Below are 23,045 nucleotides of genomic sequence, written 5' to 3'. Positions count from 1 at the left end.
GGTTCACTCCGTGCCGGTGTGCTGCGCGCTCAGGAACGGGCGGACCTCGAGCCACTCGTGGATGGGCTTGCCGCCCGCGCCGGGGGCCGCCGACAGTTCCCCGGCCAGTTCCAGGGCGCGGTCGTGGCTGTCGACGTCGATCACCATCCAGCCGGCGATGAGGTCCTTGGTCTCGGCGAAGGGCCCGTCGGTGACCGGCGGGCGGCCCTCACCGTCGTACCGGACGAAGGTCCCCTCGGGGGCGAGCGCCTGGCCGTCGACGAACTCGCCGCTCTCCTCGAGCCGGGCCGCGAAGTCGTTCATGTACTGCATGTGCGCGGAGATCTCCTCCGGCGTCCACTGGTCCATCGGCACGTCGTTGACCGCGGCCGGGGCGCCCCGGTAGTGCTTCAGCAGCAGGTACTTGGCCATGATGTTCTCCTCGGTGCTGGTGCGACCCATTGTGGTCGCGTTCACCACGGGGACGGAGCCGGTCTGGAGTTCTCGACATCTCCGTGCGACTTTTTTCGGATACGAGGGCTGGTTCGTCCCGCGACCCCGCCCGGCCTGGAGGTACGGACGTGATGATCACGACCCGGACGGTGCCCTACACCACCGGCGGCGACAGCAAACTGCTCGACATCTACACCTCCGGGCGGCACGACGACCGGTGTGTGCTGCTGTGGCACGGGATGGGGCCCGACGAGCGGCACGTGATGGCCGCGCTGGCACGGGAGATCGCGGGGCTCGGTCCCACCGTCCTTGTCCCGGACTGGCGCTCGGACCGGCCCGACGACGGACGGGAACATCTCGTCGACTCCTTGCGGTACGCGCACGCCCATGCCCGCCAACTCGGCGACGGAGCAAGCCGGTTGATCCTCGCGGGATGGTCGGCGGGGGCCGGCGCGGCGATGGGCGTCGCCCTCCAGCCGAAGAAATTCGACGGCCCGGCGCCCGCCGCGGTGGTGGGCATCGCGGGCGGCTACCGGCGCCCGGCACGCACCACGGGCATCGTGCCCCTTCAGGCGGTGGACCGTACGGCGACGCCCATCCCCGTCCGGCTCGTGCACGGCACCGCCGATGAGGCCGTGCCCGTCGAATCCTCGCGCGAGCTGCACGAAGCGCTGCTCTCCCACGGCTGGGACTCCCGGTTGTCCGAGCCGGTCACCAACCACGCCGGGGTGCTCGGCTGCGTGTACGACCCCGCCGCGGGGCACTGCGTGCCGTCGAACGAGCCCGGCGTGTCGGCCCTCGGTCGACAGACGGCTCACGCGGCCGCGAGTGCGGTGCCCTCGCCTGGGCGGGCTTGAGGAACGGCTTGCGCGGCTGAGGGTCCGGTTGACGAGTACCGGCGGTTGCTGGATCGGCGCCCACGAGGCCCGGTTCGCGGTGGCCGAGCTCCACGCATCCGGGGGCGGTCAGTCGCCCCGCTGAGACTTTGGCACCGGCCAGGTCGGGCCCTTGGTCCCAGGGATGGGTGCGGAAGGTCCCGGTACAGCGCCTCCCGTCTGCGGAATTACTGGCGAGACCGCCGGAACCAGATGGGGAGAGGGCGCTGTGCCAAGGGACATCGGTGTGAGCAGAGAGCGTGAGCAGCAGCGGCGAGAGGGGGCCGCCCCGCACGCGAGAGCCCGGGGCCGGGAAGCGGGGCGCGCGGGGACCGGCGTCAGGCCGGTCCGCCGGGCCGGAGGGCTGCGCCTGGTCCCACCGCCGGGCGAACCACGGGCCGCCTCGTACGGCGACGGGCCGCAGCCGGGCGCCGCGGGACCAAAAGGAACGACGGGCAGGAGGCGTGGCGCGCCGTGCTGGCTGAGCCTGGCTTCCGGTGACGTCCTGGCGGCCAAGGAGTTCTACGCCCGGGTCCTCGGCTGGTGTCACGTCCCGCTGCTCGGCCCCCAAGGCAGGGCACGATATCTGGCGCTACGGGCCGGCGCCCCGGTGGGAAGCCTCAATCAGGCCACGTGCGATCTGGGCGTCTCGGCCGGATGGATTCCGTACTTCGGCGTCGATGACGTGGACGCCACGGTGGGCCGGCTGCGTGAGCGCGGCGCCACCGTCGCCGTAGGGCCGCTGAGCACCGAGACCGGGCGGCTCGCGGTGGCGGCGGGCCCGCAGGAAGCGGTGTTCGGCCTGCGCCGACGCGCCCCCGACGACCGCTGGAAGGCGGGCGCGGGCCCCGTCGCCCGGCTTGAGCTGCGCACCCGGGACATCTTCGCCGCCGCCTTCTTCTACGGGGACGTACTGGACTGGGCCGGTACGTCAGGCGACTGCTGCGAGGTGGAGTACGCCCGCGGGCAGATCGAGGTGCGCGACGGGCTGCGCACAGTCGCCGCATTCAGGGACGCCGCGCCGTCCGGCTGGCACCCGTGCTTCCGCGTGGCCGACGTCGACCTGGCCGCCGTGGCGGCCGTCGGCTGGGGCGGACGCGTCATCGCGCCGCCCGAAGGGGCCCCCGATCGGCGCGAGGCCGTGCTGGCCGACCGGGAGGGCAACGCCTTCACGGTCACCGCGAGCTGAGCAGTGCGGAACGAGAGAGAGCGAGGAGTCGGACGATGTTTCTGCAGGCAGCGGCGGACGTGGAGGAAGCCGCCGAGCCGGCCGAGTGGGCGCGGGGCGAGAGCGACCGGCCGCGGGCGAGGGACGAGAGCGACGGGCTGCCCTGGATCGAGGAAGCGGACCAGGTCGCACCGAAGGACGCCCGGGAGCTGTCGAAGCTCTTCTTCGAGGAGCTCCGGACACTTGAGGAGGGCTCCCCCGCCTACCTGTACACGCGCAACACCCTGATCGAGATGAACCTCTCCCTGGTGCACTACGTGGCCGGCCGCTACCGCAACCGCGGCAACGGCCAGCTGGAGGACATCGTCCAGGTCGGGACCGTGGGCTTGATCAAGGCGATCGACCGGTTCGACGTCGACCGCGGCTTCGAGTTCGTCTCCTTCGCCGTCCCCTACATCCTCGGGGAGATCAAACGCTATTTCCGTGACACGAGCTGGGCCGTGCACGTACCGCGCAGACTGCAGGAGTTGCGTCTCCAACTGGTCAAGTCCCAGGAGCGGTTGTCCTCGGCGCACGGCCGCGAACCGACGGTCGCGGAGCTGGCGGCCGAGCTCGCGGTGACGGAGGAACAGGTCCTGGAAGTGATCGTGGCGGCCAATGGCTATGTCGCCGGGTCCCTGGACAGCCCGCGCGGCGAGGGTGAGGAGGGCGGGGCCCACACCACCGGCCGTTCCCTCTCCGACACCATGGGCCAGGAGGACCCGGCCATCGCGGTGTTCGAGGATCTGCACGCCCTGGCCCCGCTTCTGGCGGACCTCGACGAACGCGAACGCCGCATCATCGAGATGCGCTTCGGCCAGGAGATGACCCAGGCACAGATCGGCGCCGCTCTGGGGCTCTCGCAGATGCACGTCTCACGCCTCCTGTCGAGCACGCTCGCCGCTCTGCGCACCGGCCTCCTGTGTCACGAAGAGAGGTAGGCGACTCAACACCTTGGGCCGGGCAGCATGACTGCCAGGCCCAAGGTGCTGAGCCCCCACGGCAGGGAGGCAGGACGGCCGGTCACGTCCGGGACTCCGACGTGGTGAGCTCGGCCAAGTGCTGCAGTGAGTTGGTCAGATGCTCGGGCCCGAACATCGGGAAGTCGAGGTACTCCCGGATGAACTGCGGCACCGCCGTCCAGTCGTAGGTGAGCGTGACCTCGGTTTCGTCCGGGCCGAGCGGCGCGAGGTCGTATCGCCAGATCCAGCCGCCGAACTCCAGGCGGCCGCCTTCCTTCTCCTCGCCCGTCAGCCAGCCGATGGACCGGGGCGGGTCGAGGACCTCGACCCTGTTGGCCACCTGGTAATCACCGTCCGGATGGTTGGGGTGATACATGGCCATCCGGAAGATCTGTCCTTTTTCTGTCAACGGGGCGCGGTCGACTGGCTGTTGGACCCAGCCGGTGCCGTCGATCGCGGAGTGGGTCGTCGGGTCCGCCAGCACCGCGAAGACTCCGGCGGCGGGTGCCTCGACGGTCAGGGTGGCGCTCACGTACTCCTGGTCCACGATGTGCACGCTCCTCGTCATCTCATCGGGCCTCCGCGGACGCGGAAGGGATGCTTTCCCCATACGGACTGCTTCCCCTATACAGACGACCCGGCAAGGCGGAACTCATCGGCGCCCCGGGCCGGTGGGCGGACTCGGCCGCCGTGTAGGACGAGGCGAAGGTGAACGCGCGCGGGGACGGCCCGTGCGCCCGCAGGTCAGCCAGCCGTTCCAGGGCTTCCCCGACCGTCGGCACGTGGCCGGCGGGGACCCACCAGAGGACCATGTGCGACTCGATGTGCCGCTCGAACCACTCGCGGCGCCGCCGCATCACCTCCAGGTGCCCGCTGCGGTAGGTGAAGTCCCACAGGGCCTCCTGGGTCTCCCACACCGACAGGTTGACGATGACGTCCTCGCCCGCCGGGCGCAGGCCGGTGGCGTCGGCCGCGCCCTCCTCCACCAGCCGCCACACGAAGCCGGGGGCGGCGTCGGCGGCGGCGTTGATGGGATTGAGCAGCTCGACGAACGGCGCGATGCGCTCGTCGTCGAAGGGGTGGAGGAGCGTGGCGACATTGAGCTCGGCGAGGTGGGCGGCATGCTCGGATGCGGTCATGGCCTCATCCCAGCACGCCCGGCTTTTCTATGTCAATCATCATTGTTTTTAGAAGAGTCGAGCACCACGCAGCACTCCCCCGGCCGAGCGTCCATCCGCGCGTGAACAGGACCGCCCGCGCCGAGCAGCCCCTCAAGGAGCGCGAGATTCATCCCGCACACGAGCGGCGGAAAACGCTCGGCCACAGCATGGAAGGGGCAGTTGCGCATGCGAACCACCGACACCGCGCCCTCACCTTCCGCCGCCTCCGCGTCCTCCAGGTGCGGTTCGTAGCCGCGCGCGGCCAGCATCTCCATGGCCTCTTCGAGGCCGCCGCAGGGCGCCGCCGCGCCTCGCAGGGCTTCACCCCGGCGCCGCGCGGCCGCACAGAGCCCTGCGTCGAGACCGGCCTGCTCGGCAGCCTCGGCGAGCAGTTCGGCGGCGGTGCGGTAGTCGCGGGCGGGCAGCGACACCGACCGTTCGCCCGGCGCCCGCGTGTACACCTTGGCGGGGCGCCCCGCGCCCGGCCCCGAACGCCCCGTCAGGCGTCGGCTGCCGCTCTCCAGCAGCCCGGCATCCGTCAGCTTGTCCAGATGGTGCGCGGCGAGCGTGCGCGCCACCCCGGCCGCCTCGGCGGCTTCGTTCCGGCCGACTTCCCGGCCTTGCGCCGCCACGTACTCGTACAGTCGGCGCCGCACAGGGTCCTGCAGCACCGCGATCGCATCGATGTCCTCCACTCGGCCATTCTAGGAACAACACAGGTTGGAGATAGAAGTACCGCGCTGGACTCAACGCACCTGAGGGCACGTCCGCCCCGCGCATTCAGTGGGCGACGAGGCGCGACGGCAGGGCCGCTGCATCCACTACACCCTCAACGTGCCCGCGATGACGGCACTGGGTTCGGACCTGGTGTCCGCCGTGCTGCGCTAGGACGCGCTCGCCGCCCACACCCCCGGGGTCCGGCCCGACCACGGACTTGCCTGTTCGAGTTGTCCCGCGAGGCGGAAGAGTCGGTCTTCGCGTCCGTATCCGGCGGCGAACTGCATGCCGATCGGGAGCCCCGTCCCGGCGTCGGCCGTCACGGGAACGGACATGGCGGGTGTGCCGGCCACGTTGAACGCCAAGGTGAACGGCGAGCGGTCGTTGAGCCGGTCGATCCAGCCGAGGCCGTCCAGCGTCCGCGCACCCTCGGCATAGGCACCCAGGGGCATCGGAAGCTCCGGCAAGGTCGGGGTGAGCAGTACGTCGTGAGCGTCGAAGTACCGTGCCAGGGTGCGCGCGACCCGGTTGCGGAGCGCGAGCGCGCCGAGGAGCTGGGGGCCGGTGACCCGCTGCCCGTAGTGGTAGCCGGAAAGGGTCTCCGCTTCGAGGGTCGAGGTGTCGACAGGCCGGCCGAACGCGGCCGCCAGCTCGTCCACCCAGGCGGTCAGATTCGCGGCCATGAGGCGAGCGTTGGCCAGAACGAACTCCTCCCAGTCGACCCCGAGGCCGACCTCGACCTCCTCCACCCGGTGGCCGAGGTCTTGGAGCAGACGCACTGTACGCGCGAGAGCGTCGGCCACCGGTGGGGTCGTGCGGCGCCCGCCCCACGCCTGGCCGAGAACCCCGATCCGCAAGATGCCGGGATGCCGGGCGACTTCCTCTGCGTACGGGCGGGCCGGCTCTTGGGCGAAGTAGGGGTCGCCCGGCTCGGGTCCGCGTATCTGGTCGAGCAGTACGGCGCTGTCGCGTACGGTCCGGCTGACGCTGCCGTGCACGGCCAGGCCGTTGAAGATCTCGTCGACGTCGGGGCCCATGGAGACCCGGCCGCGCGTCGGCTTGAGACCGAAGAGCCCGTTGTAGGCCGCGGGGACACGGAGCGAGCCCGCGGCGTCGGTGCCGTGCGCGATCGGAACCACCCCGGCCGCGACGGCCGCGCCCGCACCCCCGCTGGAACCGCCCGCGCTGCGCTCCAGGTCCCATGGATTGCGGACCGGCCCGTACAGCACCGGTTCCGTCGTGATGCTGTATGCCATCTCCGGTGTCGCGGTGCGCCCGAACGTCACGAGGCCCGCGCCGCGGAGGCGGCGCATCAGGGAGGAGTCGGTCCGGGCGACGTTGCCGGCCGCGAGGCGGCTGCCCAGCTCCGTGCGCCTGCCGGCCATGGAGACTCCGATGTCCTTGATCAGGAAGGGGACTCCGGCCAGCGGGGAACTGCCGGGCATGGGTTCGTCATCGGCCGGCCACGTCTCCACGACGGCGTTGATGCGCGGATTGACCGCGCGTGCGGCCTCACGTGCGGCTGCCTCCAGTTCGGCGGGGGTCACTTCACCCGCGGCGACCAGTCGCGCGAGCCCTACCGCGTCGAAGTTCACGTACTCGCTGACTCTCACTGTCACTCCCAGCGGAAGAAAAGATACCGTCAAGTCCCGGATGATACCCAACGGTATCGTCCGGAACGGACTGGTACCGTAGCAGCGAATGTGGCAGCAAATGTGGGGCGCCGACGCCCCACGACTGACCGGACGTCACGGAGTAGTCATGGCATTGACCGCCGGCAGGCCGAGCAGGGTGGCGAAGCTGCCGCCCCGCGAGCGCATCCTCGACGCGGCGGAGGATCTCTTCCGGCGCGAGGGGATCCGGCGGGTGAGTGTCCAGGCCATCGCCGAGCGGGCCGAGACCACCAAGATGGCGATCTACCGGCACTTCGAGACCAAGGACGCACTGGTCGCGGAGTGGCTGCGGATCGTCGCGGCCGACTACCAGGCGGCCTTCGACCGGGTCGAGGCAGAACACCCCGGCCGCCCCCGGGAGCAGATCCTGGGCCTGGCCCACTTCATCGCCGAGGGGTTGCCCGCGATCTCGCACCGGGGCTGCCCGTTCATCAACTCCCTCGCCGAGCTGCCCGACCGCGACCATCCTGCCCGGCGGGTGATCGAGGAGCACAAGGCCCACCAGACCCGCAGGCTGGTCGGGATGTGCACCGAGGCCGGTCTGCCCGATCCCGCACAGACGGCGGCCGAGATCACCTTCCTGCTCGAAGGCGCGCAGGTCAGCACGCAGAACGGAAGCATCGACCGGGCGGGGGATCGGCTGCTGAGAATCATCGAGGGGATCATCGACGAGCGGCGGCCCCGATGATGCCTGCGCCCCGCCCCCTGACACCCGCCACGGCATCCGGGACGGTGGCCAAGTGAGCGACTGGTGGGGCCAGTTGGAGGACCAGACCCGCCGCGAGGTCGACGCGGACGTGCTGCGTGACCGCCGGATGGCAGCGGTCAAGACTGTCTGGGAAGCCTTGCGCCCACTGGGGTTGGGGCTGCTCGAGGCACAGTGGGTGGTCCACTCGCGATACGAGGCTCTCGGCGACCAGGTGCGGCGCACGCCCCCCGACCCGCTCGACACCCCCTCACTCGCGGCCCGCGCCGCGGCTCTTCCCGGCCGCGTGGTCGCCGTGGAGGCCCTCTGGGACGGCGACACCGTGCACGACTGGTTCGTGGAGCTGGTCGCGGTCCTGGACGAACCGCGGGGAGAAGGCCGCTTGGCGGTCATCCACCGGCTCCCCGGCCACTCCCCCGCGGGCGCCGCCACCGAGGCCGGGCAAGCGCTGGCCCATCACCTCGGCGTGCCCTTCCACTTCGCTTCACCGGACATCCCTGATGACCGGGCCCCGCGCTGGCGGGTAACGTCCTCATGATGCGCGCCTGGATTCTTCCCCTGCTGCTGGTGATCTGCGGCTCATTCGCCGCGGCCGGCCTGGTCTCCGGGGACGATCCCGGCGCGGCCGCGGCCCTCCTGCTCGTGTTCGTGCTGCTCGCGGGGGTGCACTCGCCGCTGTTCTTCCCGAGGTCGACCGGTTCTCTGGAAGCACAGCGCCGTGCCGCGGCCGACGGTCGGCCGATCGTCTACTGGCGGTCGGGCTGCCCGTACTGCCTGCGACTGCGCATCCGGCTGGGGCTCCGCGCCCGCCAGGTGTACTGGGTCGACATCTGGCGTGATCCGGCCGGGGCCGCCGCGGTGCGGGCGGTCAACGAGGGCAATGAGACCGTGCCGACGGTCTTCGTGGCGGGCCGACCGCACGTCAACCCCGATCCCGCCTGGGTACGCGAACAGGTCCGCCCCTCCCCGTGACGGGGTGCGGCGTGCGGTGGGACGCTGTGAGTGTCCGGCCGCCGCCGCGTGAGTGCGGCAGCGTCCGCGGGCGCGAGGACCGAGGCTCCCCCTCGATCGGTTCTCGCGCAACATGCCCCCGGCGGTGCGAGGTCGCGGGAGTTGTCTCGCCGCCGCACACGGAGGGCGGAGGCTGGGGCCGTATGGTCGGTGATGCGGCCCCAGTCGACCCCGGCAGCGCCGGCGTCAGTCGGTGGAGAACGCGCCGGTGTCAGTCAGTGGACAGCGCGTCGAGAAGCTGCCCGGCCTTGGGGTCCTTGAGGGCCCGTGCGGCATCGGCGAGGGCCACCATGCCGACGAGCCGGTGCCCGTCGATCACGGGAAGCCGCCGCACCTTGTGATGCGTCATCGTCGCCACGATCTCGTCCGCGCTGTCGTCGGCTCCGATGGTGACGGCCTCACCCTGGGCGAGTTCGCCGGCCAGGACGGTGGCCGGGTCCTTGGCCTTGCCCAGCACCTTGACCACGATGTCCCGGTCGGTCAGGACGCCTTTGAGCCGGTCGTCCGTGCCGCAGATGGGCAGCGCGCCCACACCGAGTTCGGCCATCTTGCGGGCGGCGTCGAGCATGGTCTCCTCGGCGCCCACGCAGTGAGCGCCGCCGGTCATGATGTCGCGTGCGGTAGTCATGTCTGATTCCTCCGCTGAACGTATGGGGCTGACCGGGTGCCCTGCGGGGGTGGGTCAAACCCGGGGGCCGAACAGCTTCAGGCCGTTCTCGGACACGCGCGTGGAGGCACCGGAGTCACCCAGGCCAAATCCGGCACATCACCCCCAACCGTCACCGTGCGCGGCTGACTTCCAGGGCCGGTCGTCACATCCTCCACACGTCGGGTTAAGGTCTCTGCTGGTGTGTGAGCAGCGGTCCTCTTCGGCGAACGGAGCCGGGGGTGGGCGGCGTCGGCGACGTCGTGGCACTGTTCACCATGGACGAGGAGTACGGACCAGGGTGCCGCCATGGGAGACAACGTGACGAACATTCCGTCTGCGCCCCAGCCCGAGGACCAGCCCTCGCCCCAGGACTCCCCCACCCTCAGGGCCGAGACCGAAGAGCTGAGAGCCACCGCCGAGCAGCTGCGCGGCCAGGTGTCCGGTTTGGAGGTCCAGGCGCGTACGCGGCCCAGGATCGCCATGGCCGAGGGCGTGCTGGTCGAGCGGTATCGCCTGGCGAACGCGGAGGCGGCGTTCGCGCTGCTGCGCCAGGCGTCTCAGCGAGCCAACATCAAGCTGCACCAGATGGCCGCCGCGGTGGCCCGGACGCCGGGACCGGCACCGGGCGCCAAGTCGTGGTTCGGCGGACGGTCACACCAGCCGGCGCCCGACCTGACCACGCTTGAGGCGGGCACGCTCAACCCCGCCAACCAGGGCGAGATCCTCGGCGCCGCCCTGCAACGCGTCCTGCACATCACCGGTGCGGAAATGGGCAACGTCCAGCTGATGGAGGACGGTGTCCTGCGGATGGCGAATCACACGGGCCTGCCCCGTCAGTTCACCGACTTCTTCGCGTTCGTCGAGGGAAAGACCTCCTGCTCTCGGGCGGCCGTCGCCAGCCAGCAGGTCACCGTCAAGGATGTGGCCCTGTCGGCCGGTTTCGACGAAGAGACGCGGCGTGTGATCCTCGCGGCCGGCAGCCGGGCCTGCCACAGCATTCCGCTGATCGACGAGCAGGACACCGTGCAGGGTGTCATCTCCTCCCACCACGCCGGCCCCTTGGCCGGCTTCGCCCAGGCGCAGTTGCAGTCCCTGGAGGCCACCGGCCGCGCCGTCGGCACCTGGGTCAAGTGGCACCAGCACACCGTCCTCGTCGACGCCCTGGAAGACCTGCACCGACTGGCCCTCGCCTCCCGCCAGTAGCGGCCGGAGGCGTCGGGGCGGGTGGACCGGTCAGTCGACGCGGGGCTTGACGAACTCTTCGATGAGTACGGGATATTGCTCGCCACCGTGGCCCGCTGCGATCGCACGGTCGGCCATGGCCTTGATCAGCCGCGGCAGTTCGGCGTTGACTCCTACCGCTTCGCTCTCCTCGATCAGATGGGTCATGGCCCGCACGTCGGTCTCCAGAGCCGACACCTCGGCCGGAAAGGACCCCTTGTCGATCTGCTCGGCGTACCCCGGCAGCCATTCGGCCACCCCGGCGGCGATCTGCTGCGCGAACGGCGCGTACGTCGCGGCGTCGACACCGGCCGTCCTGAGCATGGCGGTGCCCTGGAGCCAGGCGTTCAGGATGCTCCACATCATGACCAGGCCCGCCACGTCGTACAGGGAAGCGAGACCGTGATCCGCGCCGAGGTAGCTCACGGTGCCGAGTGCGTCGAGCGTCGGCTTGTGCGCATCGAAGTCCGACTCCGGCCCGCTGTGGAGGATCACCGCGTCGGCGGTGCCGATTCCCGCCGGGATGGCCATGATGGCGCCGTCCACGTAGTGCGCACCGCGCTGCTCGGCCAGGCGCGCGGCTTCCCGTGCCTGGGCCGAGTCACCCGAGGTCAGATTGACCAAGGTCGTGCCGTCCAGGGTGACATCACTCGCACCGAGCAACTCGTGCATGGCCTGGTAGTCGGTGAGGCAGATGACCGTCAGGGGACTCGCCTTGATGGCCTCCCCGACCGTGGGCGCCAACTGCGCCCCTTGGGCGATCAGTTGGTCGGCCTTGGAGGCCGTGCGGTTCCATACGGTGGTGGGGTGGCCTGCTCTCAGGAACGCGCCCGCGAGGGCTTGGCCCATCAGGCCGAGTCCGATGACGGAAACAGGTGCTGCGGTTTCGTTGTTCATGGCAGCATCGTCAACGTTCATACCGGTATGAAGGTCAAGTGAGGTTCGATGCGCATCGGGGAACTGAGTCGTCGTACGGGCGTCAACGCCCATCAGTTGCGCTACTACGAGGCCCAGGGCCTCCTGGAGGCGGAACGCAGGGCGAACGGCTACCGCGACTACGACGAGAACGCCGTGCTGCGGGTGAAGCAGATCCGGCACCTGCTGGGTGCGGGCCTGTCCTCCGAGGACATCGCGTACGTGCTTCCCTGTGCGGTCGGAGAAGCACCTGAGCTGCCCGGGTGTTCTGAACTCCTGTCCGCGATGCGGTCGCGGCTGGGGCGCCTCGATGATCAGATGCACCGCCTTGCTCAGTCCCGTGACGCCCTCGCCGTCTACATCGAGGCGGCGGAGCGGGGCAGCGAGAGCTATCCGCCCTTCGACGAGGTGTGCCAGGAGCCCGTCCCCGCCTGAAGCCTTTCGCGGCCGGGGCGAGGACGGGCGGCCCCAGGGTCAGGGCTTGAGCGGCACCTTCCAGCAGCAGGTGCTGTTGACCAGGGAGTTGGTGTCCGTGAGTACGCCGAGTCCCTTGGAGACCTCGGTGACCCGCCGGTGGATGTGGCGGTGGCTGTCCGCGTCGCCGCCCGACGGCCAGTGCAGCGACACGGAGTCGGTGGAGGCGTCGTACCGGAGGCGGCCGCGGTCGGGGCTCACCCCGAAACCGACCTCGAGGTCGTAGCCGCCCCGCGCACCCGCTCGGCGAACACCCGGGCCACCGTGTAGTTGGGGCTGGCGATCAGCGCCTCGGGCGCCGTTGCCAGCCGGAGCGTCTTCGCCACCCGCGGGTAGTGGATCTCGTTCATGCGGCGGCGGAGGGGTTGCCTTACTGAAGCCCGACAGCCCAACAGGCCAACGAGAGGCGAGAGGCGGCGACTCCGGGGGCGTGGTGCACAAGTGCTGGTTGTCGCCTCCGCATCCAGCATGCGAGGGTGAGCGGCCGTGATCCACATGGTCACGCGCCCCGGAAGGAGTCTGGACCATGCTGGACGGCTGCACCCCGCACCTGCCCGAGACCGTAGGCCGCCACTACGACCGTGGTTACTACCGGGGCGCCGCCCTGCCCCAACTCCTCGCCGAACACGCCCGCACCCACACCACCCGCACCGCCCTCGTCCACGGCGAACGTCGCCTCACCTACCGCGAACTGAACCGCCGTGTCGACCGCATGGCCGCCGGACTGACGCTCCGGGGCGTACGCGCGGGCGACCGGGTCATCGTCCAGCTCCCGAATGTGCCCGAGTTCGTCATCACCGTCTACGCCCTCATGCGCGTCGGAGCCTTCCCGGTGTTGGCGCCCACCTCCCACCGCGCCGACGAGATCGCGCACCTCGCCCAGGTCACGGAAGCCGCCGCCTACATAGGCCCCAGCGTCCACCACGGCTTCGACCACGCCAAGATGGTTGCGACGCTCAGCGACGACCATCCGCGTCTGCGCCGCGCCTTCACCCTCGACGGCCCCGACGGCGCTCAAGGCGGCTTCTTCACCGCGCCCAGCGGATGTCTGTTCTTTCCCCTCGGTTCCCTGGACGCCCCGCGCGACCCGGACCGCGCGTACGACCCCAACGACGTCGCGTTCCTCCTGCCGTCGGACGCCGCCGCGACCGCGCCCCGGCTGGTACCGCGCACCCACAACGACTACGCGTACCAGTCGCGCGCCGCAGCCGAACTCATCGGCCTCGGCCCCGAGGACGTCTACCTCGTGGCCCTCCCGGCCGCGACCAACTTCGCCTTCGGCTGTCCGGGCATCGTCGGCGCCCTCGCCGCCGGGGCCACCGTCGTACTGATCGACGACCCCGTCGGCACATCGCACGCGGCAGAGCCGGCCTTGCGCGCGATCGAGAAGGAAAAGGTCACGGTCGCTTCGCTCACCCGGGCTGACGCACAGCTGTGGCTCGACGCCCTCTCCCAGGGCCCGCACGAACACAGCCCGTACGAACTCTCCAGCCTGCGCCTCGTCCAGGTCTGCGGCGCGCCTCTCGACCCCGACCTCGCGCCCCACATCGGCTCGGCCTTCGACTGCCGTCTCCAGCAAGTCTTCGAGATGGCCGAGGGGCTGCTGTCCCTCACCCGCCTCACTGACACCGACAACGTCGTCCGTCACACGCAGGGCCGCCCCCTCGCGCCGGACGACGAGATCCGCATCACCGACGCGGACGGCACCGACGTACCTGCGGGGACACCCGGGCACCTCTGGATGCGCGGCCCCTGCACCCTGCGCGGCTACTACAAGGCCCCCGAGGCGAACGCCCGCGCCTTCACTGCCGACGGCTTCCTCAAGTCCGGCCACATGGCCCGCCTCACCGAAGACGGACACCTGGTCGTCGAGGACCGCGTCCAACACATGCGTCCCTGAGCCCCGGCGTACTGAGCCCCGGGCGCAGAGCCGTCAAGAAACAGTAGCCATGTACATAGTAGCCATGTACCGTACTTCACTGTGAGTACAGCAACTGAAGGCGCCACGGCGGGATTTCTGGTCTGGCGCCTGTCGACCAAATGGCGGGTGGCCGTCGACCGGGCGGTCGGGCCGCTCGGCCTCACCCATGCGCAGTACGCGCTGATGGCGTCGCTGTACGGCATGTCGCGCTCCGGGCAGCAGCCCAGCCAGCGCCGGCTCGCCGACCACACGGGGCTTGAGGCGCTGTACGTCTCCAAGCTCGCCCGCGCCCTGGAAACCGCCGGGCTCGTCGCCCGTACCCGCGATCCCAACGACCCACGTGCCATGCAGCTTTCGCTCACCGAGCAGGGGCGCGAGGTCACACTCCGCGCGATCAAGGTGGTCCAGGGTCTGCTGGACCAATTGCTCGCGCCGCTCGGAGGGCAAAACAGCCCGCGCACACGGCAGTTCACCCACGAGCTGGCGATCCTGCTCGACGCACCTCTTGATCCACACACCGAGAACAACGAGGAGCAGACATGACTACCACCGCGCCCATACCAGCCTCCGCCCCTGCACCCACGGTCAACGGCCGCGTCGTGGCCCTGGCCCACTACGCATCGCGCGCTCTCCTGGAGCGCGCTCTGGCCCGCCATGGCGCGACGTTCCAGCAGAATGTGACGCTCCAGTTCCTCGCGACCGCGGGCGAGTCCATCGGCCACGATGAACTCATCGGCAACGTCACCGGCTCGCTGAAGGTCGACGAGTCGGTCGCGCGCGGCGTCACAGAGGACCTGACGGCCTCGAAGCTGCTGGAGAAGGACCCGGCGGACGCGTCCCGGATCCGCCTGACGGACTCAGGACGGAAACTGCACGACACCACCAGCGCCGAGGCCGCACAGATCGCCGCTCGCCTGTACACCGGCATTCCGGCCGAGGATCTCGCGATCGCGGGCCAAGTGCTGACCCTGGTCACCGAGCGCGCGAACGCCGAACTGGCGGAAGCCTGAGGCTTGACCCCGGCCGAGACTGCGCCCAAATGGGTCCCGCCTGACTACAGTTGGCACCACGGGGATGGGTGACGACGACTGACTTGCGCCTCCCGATCGTCGGGTACGGCAGCGAGCACCGCATCGTCGTCGGTATCGCCGACCCCCCGCCGCCGCTCACCTCGCGGTGAGTCCGTGATCGTACTCCTGAGCGGACCGGGTCCTGCCGAGTTCTTCGTACGTGGCCTGCGTGCACCACATGCACGCGTCTCCCGCATAGACGAGGGAGTCCATCCAGTAGGCGCCGGTGAGGAGTTGACCTTGGGGCTGCGCGGAGTGCGGGTCTCTCGTGTCATCGTCCATGTTCCGCCCAACGAGGCCTGCGGGCCGGGGTATCGGGAACGCAAACGCGGCACCCCCGCAAGCCGTCCATACGCCTGAAGTTCCCTCGGTGGTGTCTTCAGCCGGAAAGGAGTGGGTAGAAGCGGCGCTTTCCGATCTGACCGGGCGGTTCGAGGGTGGTTGTGGCCCCCGCCGGGGTGTCGTCAGGCCGGGCACGCCGATTCGGCGGCACGCTGGCGGGAAGCCGCAGAATGACCATGAAGAGTTGGTCAGCGCAGGCAGAACACGCACGATCCGGCGAGTACACGAAGGAGACAGCAGATGCTGTTCGGCAAAGAGCACGTCGAGCGTTACGTCGCGACCGATGGCGAGGAGGGCCATGACTGGCAGAACACCACAGTGCTGATCCTCACCACCATCGGCCGCAAGAGCGGTGAGCAGCGCAGCACCCCCCTGATCTACCAGCCCTACGGCGACGACGTGCTCGTGGTTGCCTCCAACGGCGGAGCCGACCAGCCGCCCCTGTGGTTCCGCAACATCGAGGCGAACCCCGAGGTGCAGGTGCAGATCAAGAGCGACCGCTACACCGCCCGTGCGCGTACCGCGACCCCGGACGAGAAGCCGGACATGTGGCGGACGATGGCCGCGACCTGGCCCGCCTACGACGAGTACCAGAGCAAGACCGACCGGGAGATCCCGGTGGTGGTCCTGGAACGCGTCTGAGGCACGGGCCGACAGGGCGGATACGTGAACGAGCTGCCGGAGTCGCGCGGGGCACGGCCCGGTCCTTCTTACGTATCCCCCTGGCGTCCCGGCTACCTCAAGTGGGCGAGCAGGCCGTCCAAGGCTTTGTCGAGCGCTTCGGAGTTGGCCGGGTCGAACCACGTGGTGCGGATGCGTTCGTTGTTACCGCCCGGGGTCTCATGGTCGGCGGCGAGTTGCTGCAGGGAGCGGCTCTCGTCGCTCAGTGCGCGGCCGACGGCCTGAAAGAGCCCGCGGACGTAGCGGTCGGCGTCGTCGGAGGCGATGCCGTGGCCGGCGGCCCATGAGGTGAGCGTGGCGAGGTAGGCGTAGTGGGTGGTCAGCGTTCCCGTCAGCGCGGAGAAGACGTTGAAGGCCTCCTCGTCCGCGACCGGCTGCGCCCCGCCCAACCGCTCGAAGAGCGCGTCCGCCACCGGGTGGGAGGGGAACGTCACCGTGACGGAGCGGCGTTCGCGTATGGAGGGCAGGGGGATGGCCCGCACCAGCGGAGCGTCGGTGGCGAGTATGCGGCGCAGGTCGTCGTTGGCGACGCCGGCCATCACGTTGATCACCGTCTTGTCGTCGTCCACTCTCAGGCCCGCGAGTGCTTCGTGCCGGTCCTTCGCGCGTACGGCGATGATCACCACCTCGGAGCGGTCCACCACCTCCTGGTTGTCGGCGCAGACCTGTACGTCCTCGTGGCGCGCGGCCAACTCGTCCGCCGTGCGGGCTCCGCGCGGGGAGAGGAACACCTGCGGCGCCTCGTCGGCCCCGTCGCACAAACCCGTCACAAGGGCCCGGCCGATCTCGCCGACCCCGATGATGCCGATGCTCTTCACTGCGTCTTTCTCCTGTCCGGTCACGTGGGAGAGCCTCGCAGGTGTCCCGGCCTCTTGCACGCCTTCGGCGTAACGGCGGCAGGTCAGGTTCCACGCGCGTATCCGCGGCTTGACGCAATCTGGCCCGCCTACCTGCCGGTGACGAGGGCAGGCATGCCGGCGAGGGCAGCCTCCCAAGTGCCGCACCGACCGGGAGTCGCGCGAGCTCCTGGGCACTTGGTCGAGGGAGCGGGCCTCGCCTCGCGAGGAGGGAGCACTCCGGGCGGGGCCCGCGCAGACGCACCGTATGATCCGGAGGTCTGCCCACCCCAGCACGGCACCGACTCCGCCCGGGGTGTTCCTGGAAGCAGCGTTCCACTTATGCCGCGCGTGCGGCGCAGCTTTTCGGGGCATATTCATGCGCGACGGAGGAGTAGCCACCGACCGACCGGTCCACGTCCTGAGGAGACCACGAAGCATGGCTCCTGCTACACCCCAACCACTGCATGTGGACGCGGTCATGGGCCTCGAACCCGTACTGATCCGTGTGTGCGGGGACCTGGACATAGACAGCGTGCCGTCGCTGACGACGGTGCTGGAGCCCGTGATGGCCAAGAGGGTCGAGCTGGATCTCGCCAACGTCACCTTCATCGACTCCTCCGGGGTCAACGCACTCCTGTCGCATCACGAACGGAGCCGAGCAGCGGGGGGCCGCCTCGTCGTGCTCCACCCCTCCAGGGCCGTACGGCAGATCCTGCAGCTCCTCGGCGTGGACAGACTCCTTGCGGAGCAGCCGAGGACCGAGGGCCGGCACGACCCGGGGGAAGGCGCCCCAGGCATGCCGTAGGCCCGTCGGCGGGCCGTGGTCCGACGGTGACGTTCAGGACAGCACCTTGCCGGGGTTCAGCACGCCGTACGGATCGAGGGCCTGCTTCACGGCCCGCTGCATGGCCATCACCTCCGGCGTGAGTTCCGCGGCGAGCCCCGGGCGCTTGAGCAGGCCCACTCCGTGCTCGCCGGTGACCGTACCGCCCAGGGCGATGGCGTCGGCGATGATCTCCTCGAAGGCGGCCTGGGCGCGCGTGCGTGCGACGTCGTCGCCGGGCTCCGTGATCAACAGAGGATGCAGATTTCCGTCACCCACATGTGCGATGTTGGCGATGAGGATGTCGTGCCGGGCGGCGGTCTTCTCGATGCGGCCGAGCATCTCCGGGATGCGCTCCTTGGGCACGCAGACGTCCTCGGTGAGCACCGGGCCCAGGCGTTCCAGCGCGGGATAGGCCAGCCTGCGGGCCGCGAACAAGGCGTCGGCCTCGTTCTCGTCGGTGGACCGCTCGGCCCAGGAGGCGCCCGCCCCGCGGAAGCAGTCGACCATGCGCTCCGCCTGGGCGGCGCCGGTCTCGCCCGGCTCGTCGATCCGGCCGAGGAGCACCACGTCCGCGTCGAGCGAGAGCCCCATGTTCTTCCACGCGTCCACGGCACGCAGGCAGTGCCGGTCGATCAGTTCGAGCGCCGAGGGGGTCAACCCGGCCTCGGCGACCGCGCGTACGGCGGCTCCCGCGTCCACGACGGAACCGAAATGCCCGGCGACGGTGACCGCGGCGGGCGGCAGGGGCCGCAGGCGGACGGTCACTTCCGTGATGATGCCCAGCGTCCCCTCCGACCCGACGACGAGACCCGTGAGGTCATAGCCCGCTACGCCTTTCGCGGTACGTCGGCCGAGCCGCACGATCTCACCGAGTCCGTTGACCATCTCCAGGGCCAGTACATAGTCACCGGTGACGCCGTACTTGACGCAGCAGACGCCGCCGGCGTTGGTGGCCACGTTGCCGCCGATGGTCGACCACGGAGAACTGGCCGGATCGGGCGGGTACCAGAGCCCGTGCTCGGCCACCGCGCTCCGCAAGTGGTCGTTGATCACCCCGGGTTGGACGACCGCGAGCCGCTCCAGGGGGCTCACCTCGACGATCCGGTCCATGGCGTCGAGCGCCACGACCACATGCCCTTCACCTGAGTTGGCTCCCCCGGAAAGGCCGGTGCCCGCCCCGCGGGCCACGACCGGGGTGCGGTGACGGATACAGGCACGGACCGTGTCGGCGACGTCTTGGGTGGATGTCGCGCGGACGACGGCCGCGGGGCGACCGCTGGGCGCCCATGCCGCTTGGTCACGGCGGAAGGCCTCGACGCTGTCCGGATCGGTGAGCACCCGGTCGGCGGGAATGTGCTCGAGGATCGCTCGAACGACCGTGGTACTCATCGTGTGTCCTCTCGGTGGGTTCGCCCCGAGGCGGGCCTTCCGGTGGCGTGCATACCTGTATCCGTCCCCTCGGCGCAGTACCGCCGGGCCGGCGCGGGCGGTGCTGCTGATGTCGATCGAAACACGGCGGCACGGCGATCCGTACGGAGACAATCTCCATGCTCCGGCCCCTGCCGCGGAGAGACCCTCCACAGTGGGCTTGCGGGGCCCCCTGCATCATGAGGGGGTGCACACGAGTGAGAACCGCTGGCTGCGGCTGCTGTCCGAGGCTCCGTCGCCCGACGAGATCGACGCGCTGCGCCTCGCGCTCCTCGCCGAGGGGCGGCCCGCCGGGGAAGTCGAGGACTCCGCAGCGCACGCCCGCGAGATCCTGCGTCGCATGAACCGCCAGCAGCGCGAGTCGGCCGAGCTTTCGGCGCTCAACGACCTGGCCCGGCGGCTGGGGGCACTGACCGCGTCCAGCGGGGTACTGCGGGAAGTGGCGGCGCACGCGCGGCGCCTGCTCTCCGTGGACCTCGCCTACATCATGGTGCTTCACGACGACCGGCGGCTGCGGATCGAGACCGTCGACGGCTCGATGGGCTCGACCCTGCGGGGCATCGAACTCGATCCGGACACGGGCCTCGGGGGGCTCGTCCTGCGCAGCGGTGCCCCGCAGTCGACCGTCCGCTACCGCGAGGACCCGGCCATCAACCGCTCCCCCGCCGTCGACAGTGCCGCGGCCGCCGAGCAGCTCGGCGGGATCCTGGGCGTGCCGATGATCGTCGACGACGAGCCGGTCGGGGTCCTGCTCGCCGCCGACCGCAGCCCGCGCCGGTTCACCGACCGCGAGGTGGAACTGCTCGCCGCCCTGGCGGCGCACGCGGCGGTGGCCCTCCGTAACGCCGCGCTCATCGCGGATCTGCGCGAGGCCAACCTGACGCTGCGCAGCAGCGATTCACTGCGCCGGGCCGAGGCCGAGCTGCGTGACCGGCTCACCGACGTCGTGGTGGGCGGAGGCGGCTATCGCGAGGTGGCGCAGGCCATCACCGGCGCCACCGGTCTCACGGTGTCGGTCCTCGACTCGCACGGCGAACTGGTCGCCGGGCCGCGGTGCGAGCGTCCGCGGCCCTGGACAGACGACGAGCCGCAGACCCCACGCCGGTTCGAACACGACGGCCGCCACGGCGTGGCCCTGCCCGTGGTGGTCCGCGGCGGGCACACGGGGTCGCTCGTGGCGACCGGGGAACGCGCGTTCCACGACGAGGACGTACGGCTGCTCTCGATCGGCGCGGTCACCGTCGCGCTGGTGGCCGCGCTGGAACGCTCGGTCCTTGAGACGCAGTTGCGCACCCGCGGCGAGGTGCTGACCTCGCTGCTCTCCGCCGAGGCCGACGAGGCCGGTGTACGCCGCCGGGCGCTGGGCGCGGGCATGGACGTGGACTCCGTGGCTGCTGTCGCCGTCGTGGACGCCCGCGACACCGACCACACGGCCGACCAGATCGCCCGGCTCGCCCAGGAGACATCGGGCTGGAGTGCCCAGCTCGGCGACCAGATCACGTTCCTGGTGCCGGGTCTCGACCTGGCCGCGCTCAGGGCGCTCGTGGAACAGCGCGGTCTCGCCGGGCCCGTGGGCCTCGCCGCGTGCGGGCGGGGCGTCGCGGAGATCCGCCGGGCGCACCGGGAGGCCAGGCAGACGGCGACGATGCTGCGGGCCCTCGGCCGGCAGGGTGTGGTGGCCGAGCCGGCCGAACTGGGCGCATACCGCTCCCTGTTCACTCAGGCCGGGGCCGACGAGGCCCAGGTCTTCGTCCGTACGACCGTGGGCCCGCTGCTCGATCACGACCGGGTACGGGGGCGGGGCGGCGACCTGGCGGCCACGGTCGGGGCGTACCTGGCCAACGCGCAGCACCACGCCCGCACGTGCGCGGACCTGCACATCCACGCCAACACGCTCTACCAGCGCCTCAACCGTGCCGACGGCCTGCTCGGCGCGGGCTGGCGCGGCGTGGACCGGGCCCTGGACATCCAACTCGCCCTGCGGCTGCACGAGCTGGCGGGTCGGCTCGCCTAGGCTCCCGCCCATGCTGAAGCTCGGAATTCCCGTCCTCGGAGTCACCGACATTCCTCGCGCTGTCGCCTTCTGGACGCAGGCCCTGGCCCTGGTCGCCACCGAGGAGTGGCAGAGCGAGTCATGGCGGACGCTCGACCACTCCGACGGAAGCGGCCGCGCCCTCGGCCTGATGCTCAGTGCGTCGCCGGCGGAGCCCCGGCCGCGTCTGCACCTGGATCTGTTCGCCGAGACCACCGGGGAACAACGGACAGAGGTCAGGCGGCTGATCTCCCTGGGTGCGCGGGCCGTGGACTGGGACCTGTATCCGCCCGACCCCGACTTCGTCGTTCTCGCCGACCCCGACGGCAACCTCTTCTGCGTGGTCGACCTGAGCCGTGCGCCCAGCGGCAGCAACCGGCCGCCTACCTGACGCTCGCCCCTCCCCCGCCCCCTTGGGTGGCCGGCCTCGCAAGGACGGCCGCCTCGCCGTCCTTGACCCGGGGCCCGTCGCGCAGCACGGCCGCGCCCACCCCGGCGGCGACCATCACGATGCCGACGATCCACAGCCCGGTGTCCATGTCCCCGGTCGCGTCGCGGGCCCACCCCGTCACGTACGGCGCGAGGAAACCCGATGCGTTGCCGAGGGTGTTGATCAGCGCGATGCCCGCCGCAGCACCGGCGCTCGTCAGGACCGTGGGCGGGAAATGCCAGAAGACCGGCAGCGCGCAGAAGATGCCCATCGCCGTGACGGTGACCATGAGCATGACCGCGTACGGCGAGTCCAGGTACAGGGCGACCGGGATCGTCAGGCCGCCGACGACGGCAGGTCCGGCCAGGTGCCAGCGCCGTTCCCCGGTGCGGTCCGAGTGGCGGCTCCACAGGACCATGGCGATCGCTCCGGCCACGAAGGGCACGGCCACGATGGCCCCGGTCTGCACCAGGCTGAACTCGGTGTCGAACCGCTCGGAGAAGCCCGCCACCAGGGTCGGTCCGAAGAACGACAGGGCGTACAGGCCGTACACGACCCCGAAGTAGATGCCGCCGAGTGCGAGCACCTTGCCGCTGAGCAGGGCCCGCCAGACGGAGCCCTCCGCGGCGGGCGCGAGCTCGGCCCGCTCGGCCTCCAGGGCGGAGGTGAGTGCCTGGCGTTCGCCGTGAGTGAGCCAGGCGGCGGTCTCCGGCCGGTCGGTGAGGTAGAACCAGCAGACCACGCCGAGCACCACAGCAGGCACGCCTTCCAGCAGGAACATCACACGCCAGCCCTCAAGTCCGAGGAACCCGTCGAGGTAGGTGATGATCGCCGTGGACAGCGGTGCTCCCAGGGCGCTGGACAGGGGGATGGCGACCAGGAACGTGCCGATCAGCCGCACCCGTTCGGCCCTCGGCAGCCACCACGTCAGGTACAGCATGATCCCGGGGAAGAAGCCAGCCTCCGCGACGCCGAGCAGCACGCGCACCGCGTACAGCTGCCCGGCGGACTGCACGAAGGCCAGCAGCATCGCGCACAGGCCCCACGTCACCATGATGCGGGCGATCCAGCGGCGCGCGCCGAAGCGGTGCAGGGCGAGGTTGCTCGGCACCTCGAACAGCAAGTAGCCGATGAAGAACAGCCCCGACGCGAGCCCGAACATGGTCTCCGTGAGCCCGAGGTCCTCGCTCATCGTCAGCTTGGCGAAGCCGATGTTCGTGCGGTCGAGGTAGTTGACGAAGTACACGAGGCCCAGGAACGGGATGAGCCTCCGGGCGATCTTGCGCAGCGCGCTGCGGCGCAGTGTCTCGGCTTCCGTCATCGACGACTCCTCAGGTCCCTGTGCCGGGTGTACGACCGTCTCGCCAGGTGAGCCCGCTCACCGTAGGCAGGCGATGGTGACAGGCACAGGGAGAAGTTCTCCGGCCTCACGGAGTGCCGATGGAGAAACCGTCCATCCCGAAGGCGGAGCCCT

At 70.5% G+C, this 23,045-nt stretch carries 28 protein-coding genes; 15 read left to right on the top strand and 13 right to left on the bottom strand.

What is annotated here, in order from left to right; translation table 11 throughout:
• Nucleotides 1-3: 3 nt before the first annotated feature.
• Nucleotides 4-411, bottom strand: coding sequence for a YciI family protein (locus ACZ5U5_RS14630; protein ID WP_469020779.1), 408 nt, complete (start codon nucleotides 409-411; stop codon nucleotides 4-6).
• Between the two features lie 152 nt (nucleotides 412-563).
• On the opposite strand from ACZ5U5_RS14630, the gene ACZ5U5_RS14625 reads away from it, so the two are divergent.
• The 3 genes from ACZ5U5_RS14625 to ACZ5U5_RS14615 all read left to right on the top strand — a co-directional run bounded on the left by ACZ5U5_RS14625 (nucleotide 564) and on the right by ACZ5U5_RS14615 (nucleotide 3,455).
• On the top strand, nucleotides 564-1,289 hold the full coding sequence (locus tag ACZ5U5_RS14625; RefSeq protein WP_469020776.1) for an alpha/beta hydrolase: 726 nt from the start codon (nucleotides 564-566) through the stop codon (nucleotides 1,287-1,289).
• A 163-nt stretch (nucleotides 1,290-1,452) separates the two neighbouring features.
• Entirely contained in the window at nucleotides 1,453-2,496 is a 1,044-nt protein-coding gene (locus tag ACZ5U5_RS14620; protein ID WP_469020774.1) for a VOC family protein, read from the top strand.
• Nucleotides 2,497-2,531: 35 nt separating this feature from the next.
• Entirely contained in the window at nucleotides 2,532-3,455 is a 924-nt protein-coding gene (locus tag ACZ5U5_RS14615) for a SigB/SigF/SigG family RNA polymerase sigma factor (protein ID WP_469020771.1), read from the top strand.
• Between the two features lie 82 nt (nucleotides 3,456-3,537).
• Here ACZ5U5_RS14615 and ACZ5U5_RS14610 read toward each other — a convergent pair whose 3' ends face one another.
• From ACZ5U5_RS14610 to ACZ5U5_RS14595, 4 genes are all read right to left on the bottom strand, one after another.
• Nucleotides 3,538-4,044, bottom strand: a complete 507-nt coding sequence (locus ACZ5U5_RS14610; protein ID WP_469020768.1) for an SRPBCC family protein — start codon at nucleotides 4,042-4,044, stop codon at nucleotides 3,538-3,540.
• 1 nt (nucleotide 4,045) lies between these two features.
• Complete coding sequence (locus tag ACZ5U5_RS14605) at nucleotides 4,046-4,615, bottom strand: DUF3291 domain-containing protein (RefSeq protein WP_469020765.1); 570 nt, start codon at nucleotides 4,613-4,615, stop codon at nucleotides 4,046-4,048.
• Nucleotides 4,616-4,647: 32 nt separating this feature from the next.
• Complete coding sequence (locus ACZ5U5_RS14600; protein WP_469020763.1) at nucleotides 4,648-5,331, bottom strand: helix-turn-helix transcriptional regulator; 684 nt, start codon at nucleotides 5,329-5,331, stop codon at nucleotides 4,648-4,650.
• A 189-nt stretch (nucleotides 5,332-5,520) separates the two neighbouring features.
• Nucleotides 5,521-6,966: an amidase gene (locus tag ACZ5U5_RS14595; RefSeq protein WP_469020761.1), complete on the bottom strand. Its 1,446-nt coding sequence runs from the start codon at nucleotides 6,964-6,966 to the stop codon at nucleotides 5,521-5,523.
• A 148-nt stretch (nucleotides 6,967-7,114) separates the two neighbouring features.
• On the opposite strand from ACZ5U5_RS14595, the gene ACZ5U5_RS14590 reads away from it, so the two are divergent.
• From ACZ5U5_RS14590 to ACZ5U5_RS14580, 3 genes are read left to right on the top strand one after another with little or no spacing between them, the layout of a single operon-like run.
• Nucleotides 7,115-7,714, top strand: coding sequence for a TetR/AcrR family transcriptional regulator (locus ACZ5U5_RS14590; RefSeq protein WP_469020759.1), 600 nt, complete (start codon nucleotides 7,115-7,117; stop codon nucleotides 7,712-7,714).
• Nucleotides 7,715-7,766: 52 nt separating this feature from the next.
• Nucleotides 7,767-8,270, top strand: coding sequence for a hypothetical protein (locus ACZ5U5_RS14585; RefSeq protein WP_469020757.1), 504 nt, complete (start codon nucleotides 7,767-7,769; stop codon nucleotides 8,268-8,270).
• Entirely contained in the window at nucleotides 8,267-8,704 is a 438-nt protein-coding gene (locus ACZ5U5_RS14580) for a glutaredoxin domain-containing protein (RefSeq protein ID WP_469020755.1), read from the top strand. The genes ACZ5U5_RS14585 and ACZ5U5_RS14580 overlap by 4 nt, the downstream gene beginning before the upstream one ends.
• A 250-nt stretch (nucleotides 8,705-8,954) precedes the next feature.
• On the opposite strand, the gene ACZ5U5_RS14575 is transcribed toward ACZ5U5_RS14580, so the two are convergent.
• Nucleotides 8,955-9,371 (bottom strand): CBS domain-containing protein, encoded by a 417-nt coding sequence (locus ACZ5U5_RS14575; RefSeq protein WP_469020752.1) that lies wholly within the window; start codon nucleotides 9,369-9,371, stop codon nucleotides 8,955-8,957.
• Nucleotides 9,372-9,698: 327 nt separating this feature from the next.
• Here ACZ5U5_RS14575 and ACZ5U5_RS14570 point away from each other — a divergent pair, with 327 nt between their 5' ends.
• A complete protein-coding gene (locus tag ACZ5U5_RS14570) occupies nucleotides 9,699-10,595 on the top strand; it encodes an ANTAR domain-containing protein (protein WP_469020750.1) in 897 nt (298 codons plus the stop codon).
• Between the two features lie 30 nt (nucleotides 10,596-10,625).
• Here the strand turns inward: ACZ5U5_RS14570 and ACZ5U5_RS14565 are convergent, their stop codons facing one another.
• Complete coding sequence (locus ACZ5U5_RS14565) at nucleotides 10,626-11,510, bottom strand: NAD(P)-dependent oxidoreductase (RefSeq protein ID WP_469020747.1); 885 nt, start codon at nucleotides 11,508-11,510, stop codon at nucleotides 10,626-10,628.
• A 48-nt stretch (nucleotides 11,511-11,558) separates the two neighbouring features.
• On the opposite strand from ACZ5U5_RS14565, the gene ACZ5U5_RS14560 reads away from it, so the two are divergent.
• On the top strand, nucleotides 11,559-11,963 hold the full coding sequence (locus tag ACZ5U5_RS14560; protein ID WP_469020744.1) for a MerR family transcriptional regulator: 405 nt from the start codon (nucleotides 11,559-11,561) through the stop codon (nucleotides 11,961-11,963).
• Between the two features lie 39 nt (nucleotides 11,964-12,002).
• On the opposite strand, the gene ACZ5U5_RS14555 is transcribed toward ACZ5U5_RS14560, so the two are convergent.
• Nucleotides 12,003-12,203 (bottom strand): hypothetical protein, encoded by a 201-nt coding sequence (locus ACZ5U5_RS14555; RefSeq protein ID WP_469020741.1) that lies wholly within the window; start codon nucleotides 12,201-12,203, stop codon nucleotides 12,003-12,005.
• Nucleotides 12,200-12,352: a hypothetical protein gene (locus ACZ5U5_RS14550; RefSeq protein WP_469020738.1), complete on the bottom strand. Its 153-nt coding sequence runs from the start codon at nucleotides 12,350-12,352 to the stop codon at nucleotides 12,200-12,202. The genes ACZ5U5_RS14555 and ACZ5U5_RS14550 overlap by 4 nt, the downstream gene beginning before the upstream one ends.
• 176 nt (nucleotides 12,353-12,528) lie before the next feature.
• On the opposite strand from ACZ5U5_RS14550, the gene ACZ5U5_RS14545 reads away from it, so the two are divergent.
• From ACZ5U5_RS14545 to ACZ5U5_RS14535, 3 genes are all read left to right on the top strand, one after another.
• Entirely contained in the window at nucleotides 12,529-13,902 is a 1,374-nt protein-coding gene (locus tag ACZ5U5_RS14545; RefSeq protein WP_469020735.1) for an AMP-binding protein, read from the top strand.
• Nucleotides 13,903-13,983: 81 nt separating this feature from the next.
• Nucleotides 13,984-14,466, top strand: coding sequence for a MarR family winged helix-turn-helix transcriptional regulator (locus ACZ5U5_RS14540; protein WP_469020732.1), 483 nt, complete (start codon nucleotides 13,984-13,986; stop codon nucleotides 14,464-14,466).
• Nucleotides 14,463-14,933: a MarR family transcriptional regulator gene (locus tag ACZ5U5_RS14535; RefSeq protein WP_469020730.1), complete on the top strand. Its 471-nt coding sequence runs from the start codon at nucleotides 14,463-14,465 to the stop codon at nucleotides 14,931-14,933. Before ACZ5U5_RS14540 ends, ACZ5U5_RS14535 begins: the two co-directional genes overlap by 4 nt.
• 156 nt (nucleotides 14,934-15,089) lie before the next feature.
• Here the strand turns inward: ACZ5U5_RS14535 and ACZ5U5_RS14530 are convergent, their stop codons facing one another.
• Nucleotides 15,090-15,275 carry a hypothetical protein gene (locus ACZ5U5_RS14530; protein WP_469020728.1) on the bottom strand — a complete coding sequence of 62 codons (186 nt, stop codon included), beginning with the start codon at nucleotides 15,273-15,275 and terminating at the stop codon, nucleotides 15,090-15,092.
• 300 nt (nucleotides 15,276-15,575) lie between these two features.
• Here ACZ5U5_RS14530 and ACZ5U5_RS14525 point away from each other — a divergent pair, with 300 nt between their 5' ends.
• Entirely contained in the window at nucleotides 15,576-15,977 is a 402-nt protein-coding gene (locus tag ACZ5U5_RS14525) for a nitroreductase family deazaflavin-dependent oxidoreductase (RefSeq protein WP_469020725.1), read from the top strand.
• 92 nt (nucleotides 15,978-16,069) lie between these two features.
• Here ACZ5U5_RS14525 and ACZ5U5_RS14520 read toward each other — a convergent pair whose 3' ends face one another.
• Complete coding sequence (locus ACZ5U5_RS14520; RefSeq protein WP_469020723.1) at nucleotides 16,070-16,834, bottom strand: NAD(P)-binding domain-containing protein; 765 nt, start codon at nucleotides 16,832-16,834, stop codon at nucleotides 16,070-16,072.
• A 457-nt stretch (nucleotides 16,835-17,291) separates the two neighbouring features.
• On the opposite strand from ACZ5U5_RS14520, the gene ACZ5U5_RS14515 reads away from it, so the two are divergent.
• Nucleotides 17,292-17,660, top strand: a complete 369-nt coding sequence (locus ACZ5U5_RS14515; protein WP_469020721.1) for an STAS domain-containing protein — start codon at nucleotides 17,292-17,294, stop codon at nucleotides 17,658-17,660.
• A gap of 33 nt (nucleotides 17,661-17,693) precedes the next feature.
• Here ACZ5U5_RS14515 and ACZ5U5_RS14510 read toward each other — a convergent pair whose 3' ends face one another.
• Nucleotides 17,694-19,070, bottom strand: coding sequence for an FAD-binding oxidoreductase (locus tag ACZ5U5_RS14510; RefSeq protein ID WP_469020718.1), 1,377 nt, complete (start codon nucleotides 19,068-19,070; stop codon nucleotides 17,694-17,696).
• A gap of 226 nt (nucleotides 19,071-19,296) precedes the next feature.
• Between ACZ5U5_RS14510 and ACZ5U5_RS14505 the strand changes: the two genes are divergently transcribed.
• Nucleotides 19,297-21,123: a helix-turn-helix domain-containing protein gene (locus ACZ5U5_RS14505; RefSeq protein ID WP_469020715.1), complete on the top strand. Its 1,827-nt coding sequence runs from the start codon at nucleotides 19,297-19,299 to the stop codon at nucleotides 21,121-21,123.
• A 10-nt stretch (nucleotides 21,124-21,133) separates the two neighbouring features.
• On the top strand, nucleotides 21,134-21,532 hold the full coding sequence (locus tag ACZ5U5_RS14500) for a VOC family protein (RefSeq protein ID WP_469020712.1): 399 nt from the start codon (nucleotides 21,134-21,136) through the stop codon (nucleotides 21,530-21,532).
• On the opposite strand, the gene ACZ5U5_RS14495 is transcribed toward ACZ5U5_RS14500, so the two are convergent.
• Nucleotides 21,525-22,892, bottom strand: a complete 1,368-nt coding sequence (locus ACZ5U5_RS14495) for an MFS transporter (RefSeq protein ID WP_469020709.1) — start codon at nucleotides 22,890-22,892, stop codon at nucleotides 21,525-21,527. The two genes, ACZ5U5_RS14500 and ACZ5U5_RS14495, sit on opposite strands and share 8 nt — an antisense overlap.
• Nucleotides 22,893-23,045: the final 153 nt, after the last annotated feature.

Source organism: Streptomyces sp. NPDC033177 (genome assembly GCF_055577715.1).
Note: the sequence above shows the minus strand (reverse complement) of the source record. Positions and strands in the feature narration are given on the sequence as shown.

Bases quoted from the DNA above. Each gene is read 5' to 3' on its own strand.
- ACZ5U5_RS14630 (WP_469020779.1), bottom strand. From the start codon at position 411: ATGGCCAAGTACCTGCTGCTGAAGCACTACCGGGGCGCCCCGGCCGCG.
- ACZ5U5_RS14625 (WP_469020776.1), top strand. From the start codon at position 564: ATGATCACGACCCGGACGGTGCCCTACACCACCGGCGGCGACAGCAAA.
- ACZ5U5_RS14620 (WP_469020774.1), top strand. From the start codon at position 1,453: ATGGGTGCGGAAGGTCCCGGTACAGCGCCTCCCGTCTGCGGAATTACT.
- ACZ5U5_RS14615 (WP_469020771.1), top strand. From the start codon at position 2,532: ATGTTTCTGCAGGCAGCGGCGGACGTGGAGGAAGCCGCCGAGCCGGCC.
- ACZ5U5_RS14610 (WP_469020768.1), bottom strand. From the start codon at position 4,044: ATGACGAGGAGCGTGCACATCGTGGACCAGGAGTACGTGAGCGCCACC.
- ACZ5U5_RS14605 (WP_469020765.1), bottom strand. From the start codon at position 4,615: ATGACCGCATCCGAGCATGCCGCCCACCTCGCCGAGCTCAATGTCGCC.
- ACZ5U5_RS14590 (WP_469020759.1), top strand. From the start codon at position 7,115: ATGGCATTGACCGCCGGCAGGCCGAGCAGGGTGGCGAAGCTGCCGCCC.
- ACZ5U5_RS14580 (WP_469020755.1), top strand. From the start codon at position 8,267: ATGATGCGCGCCTGGATTCTTCCCCTGCTGCTGGTGATCTGCGGCTCA.
- ACZ5U5_RS14575 (WP_469020752.1), bottom strand. From the start codon at position 9,371: ATGACTACCGCACGCGACATCATGACCGGCGGCGCTCACTGCGTGGGC.
- ACZ5U5_RS14570 (WP_469020750.1), top strand. From the start codon at position 9,699: ATGGGAGACAACGTGACGAACATTCCGTCTGCGCCCCAGCCCGAGGAC.
- ACZ5U5_RS14565 (WP_469020747.1), bottom strand. From the start codon at position 11,510: ATGAACAACGAAACCGCAGCACCTGTTTCCGTCATCGGACTCGGCCTG.
- ACZ5U5_RS14560 (WP_469020744.1), top strand. From the start codon at position 11,559: ATGCGCATCGGGGAACTGAGTCGTCGTACGGGCGTCAACGCCCATCAG.
- ACZ5U5_RS14550 (WP_469020738.1), bottom strand. From the start codon at position 12,352: ATGAACGAGATCCACTACCCGCGGGTGGCGAAGACGCTCCGGCTGGCA.
- ACZ5U5_RS14545 (WP_469020735.1), top strand. From the start codon at position 12,529: ATGCTGGACGGCTGCACCCCGCACCTGCCCGAGACCGTAGGCCGCCAC.
- ACZ5U5_RS14535 (WP_469020730.1), top strand. From the start codon at position 14,463: ATGACTACCACCGCGCCCATACCAGCCTCCGCCCCTGCACCCACGGTC.
- ACZ5U5_RS14530 (WP_469020728.1), bottom strand. From the start codon at position 15,275: ATGGACGATGACACGAGAGACCCGCACTCCGCGCAGCCCCAAGGTCAA.
- ACZ5U5_RS14525 (WP_469020725.1), top strand. From the start codon at position 15,576: ATGCTGTTCGGCAAAGAGCACGTCGAGCGTTACGTCGCGACCGATGGC.
- ACZ5U5_RS14515 (WP_469020721.1), top strand. From the start codon at position 17,292: ATGGCTCCTGCTACACCCCAACCACTGCATGTGGACGCGGTCATGGGC.
- ACZ5U5_RS14510 (WP_469020718.1), bottom strand. From the start codon at position 19,070: ATGAGTACCACGGTCGTTCGAGCGATCCTCGAGCACATTCCCGCCGAC.
- ACZ5U5_RS14500 (WP_469020712.1), top strand. From the start codon at position 21,134: ATGCTGAAGCTCGGAATTCCCGTCCTCGGAGTCACCGACATTCCTCGC.
- ACZ5U5_RS14495 (WP_469020709.1), bottom strand. From the start codon at position 22,892: ATGACGGAAGCCGAGACACTGCGCCGCAGCGCGCTGCGCAAGATCGCC.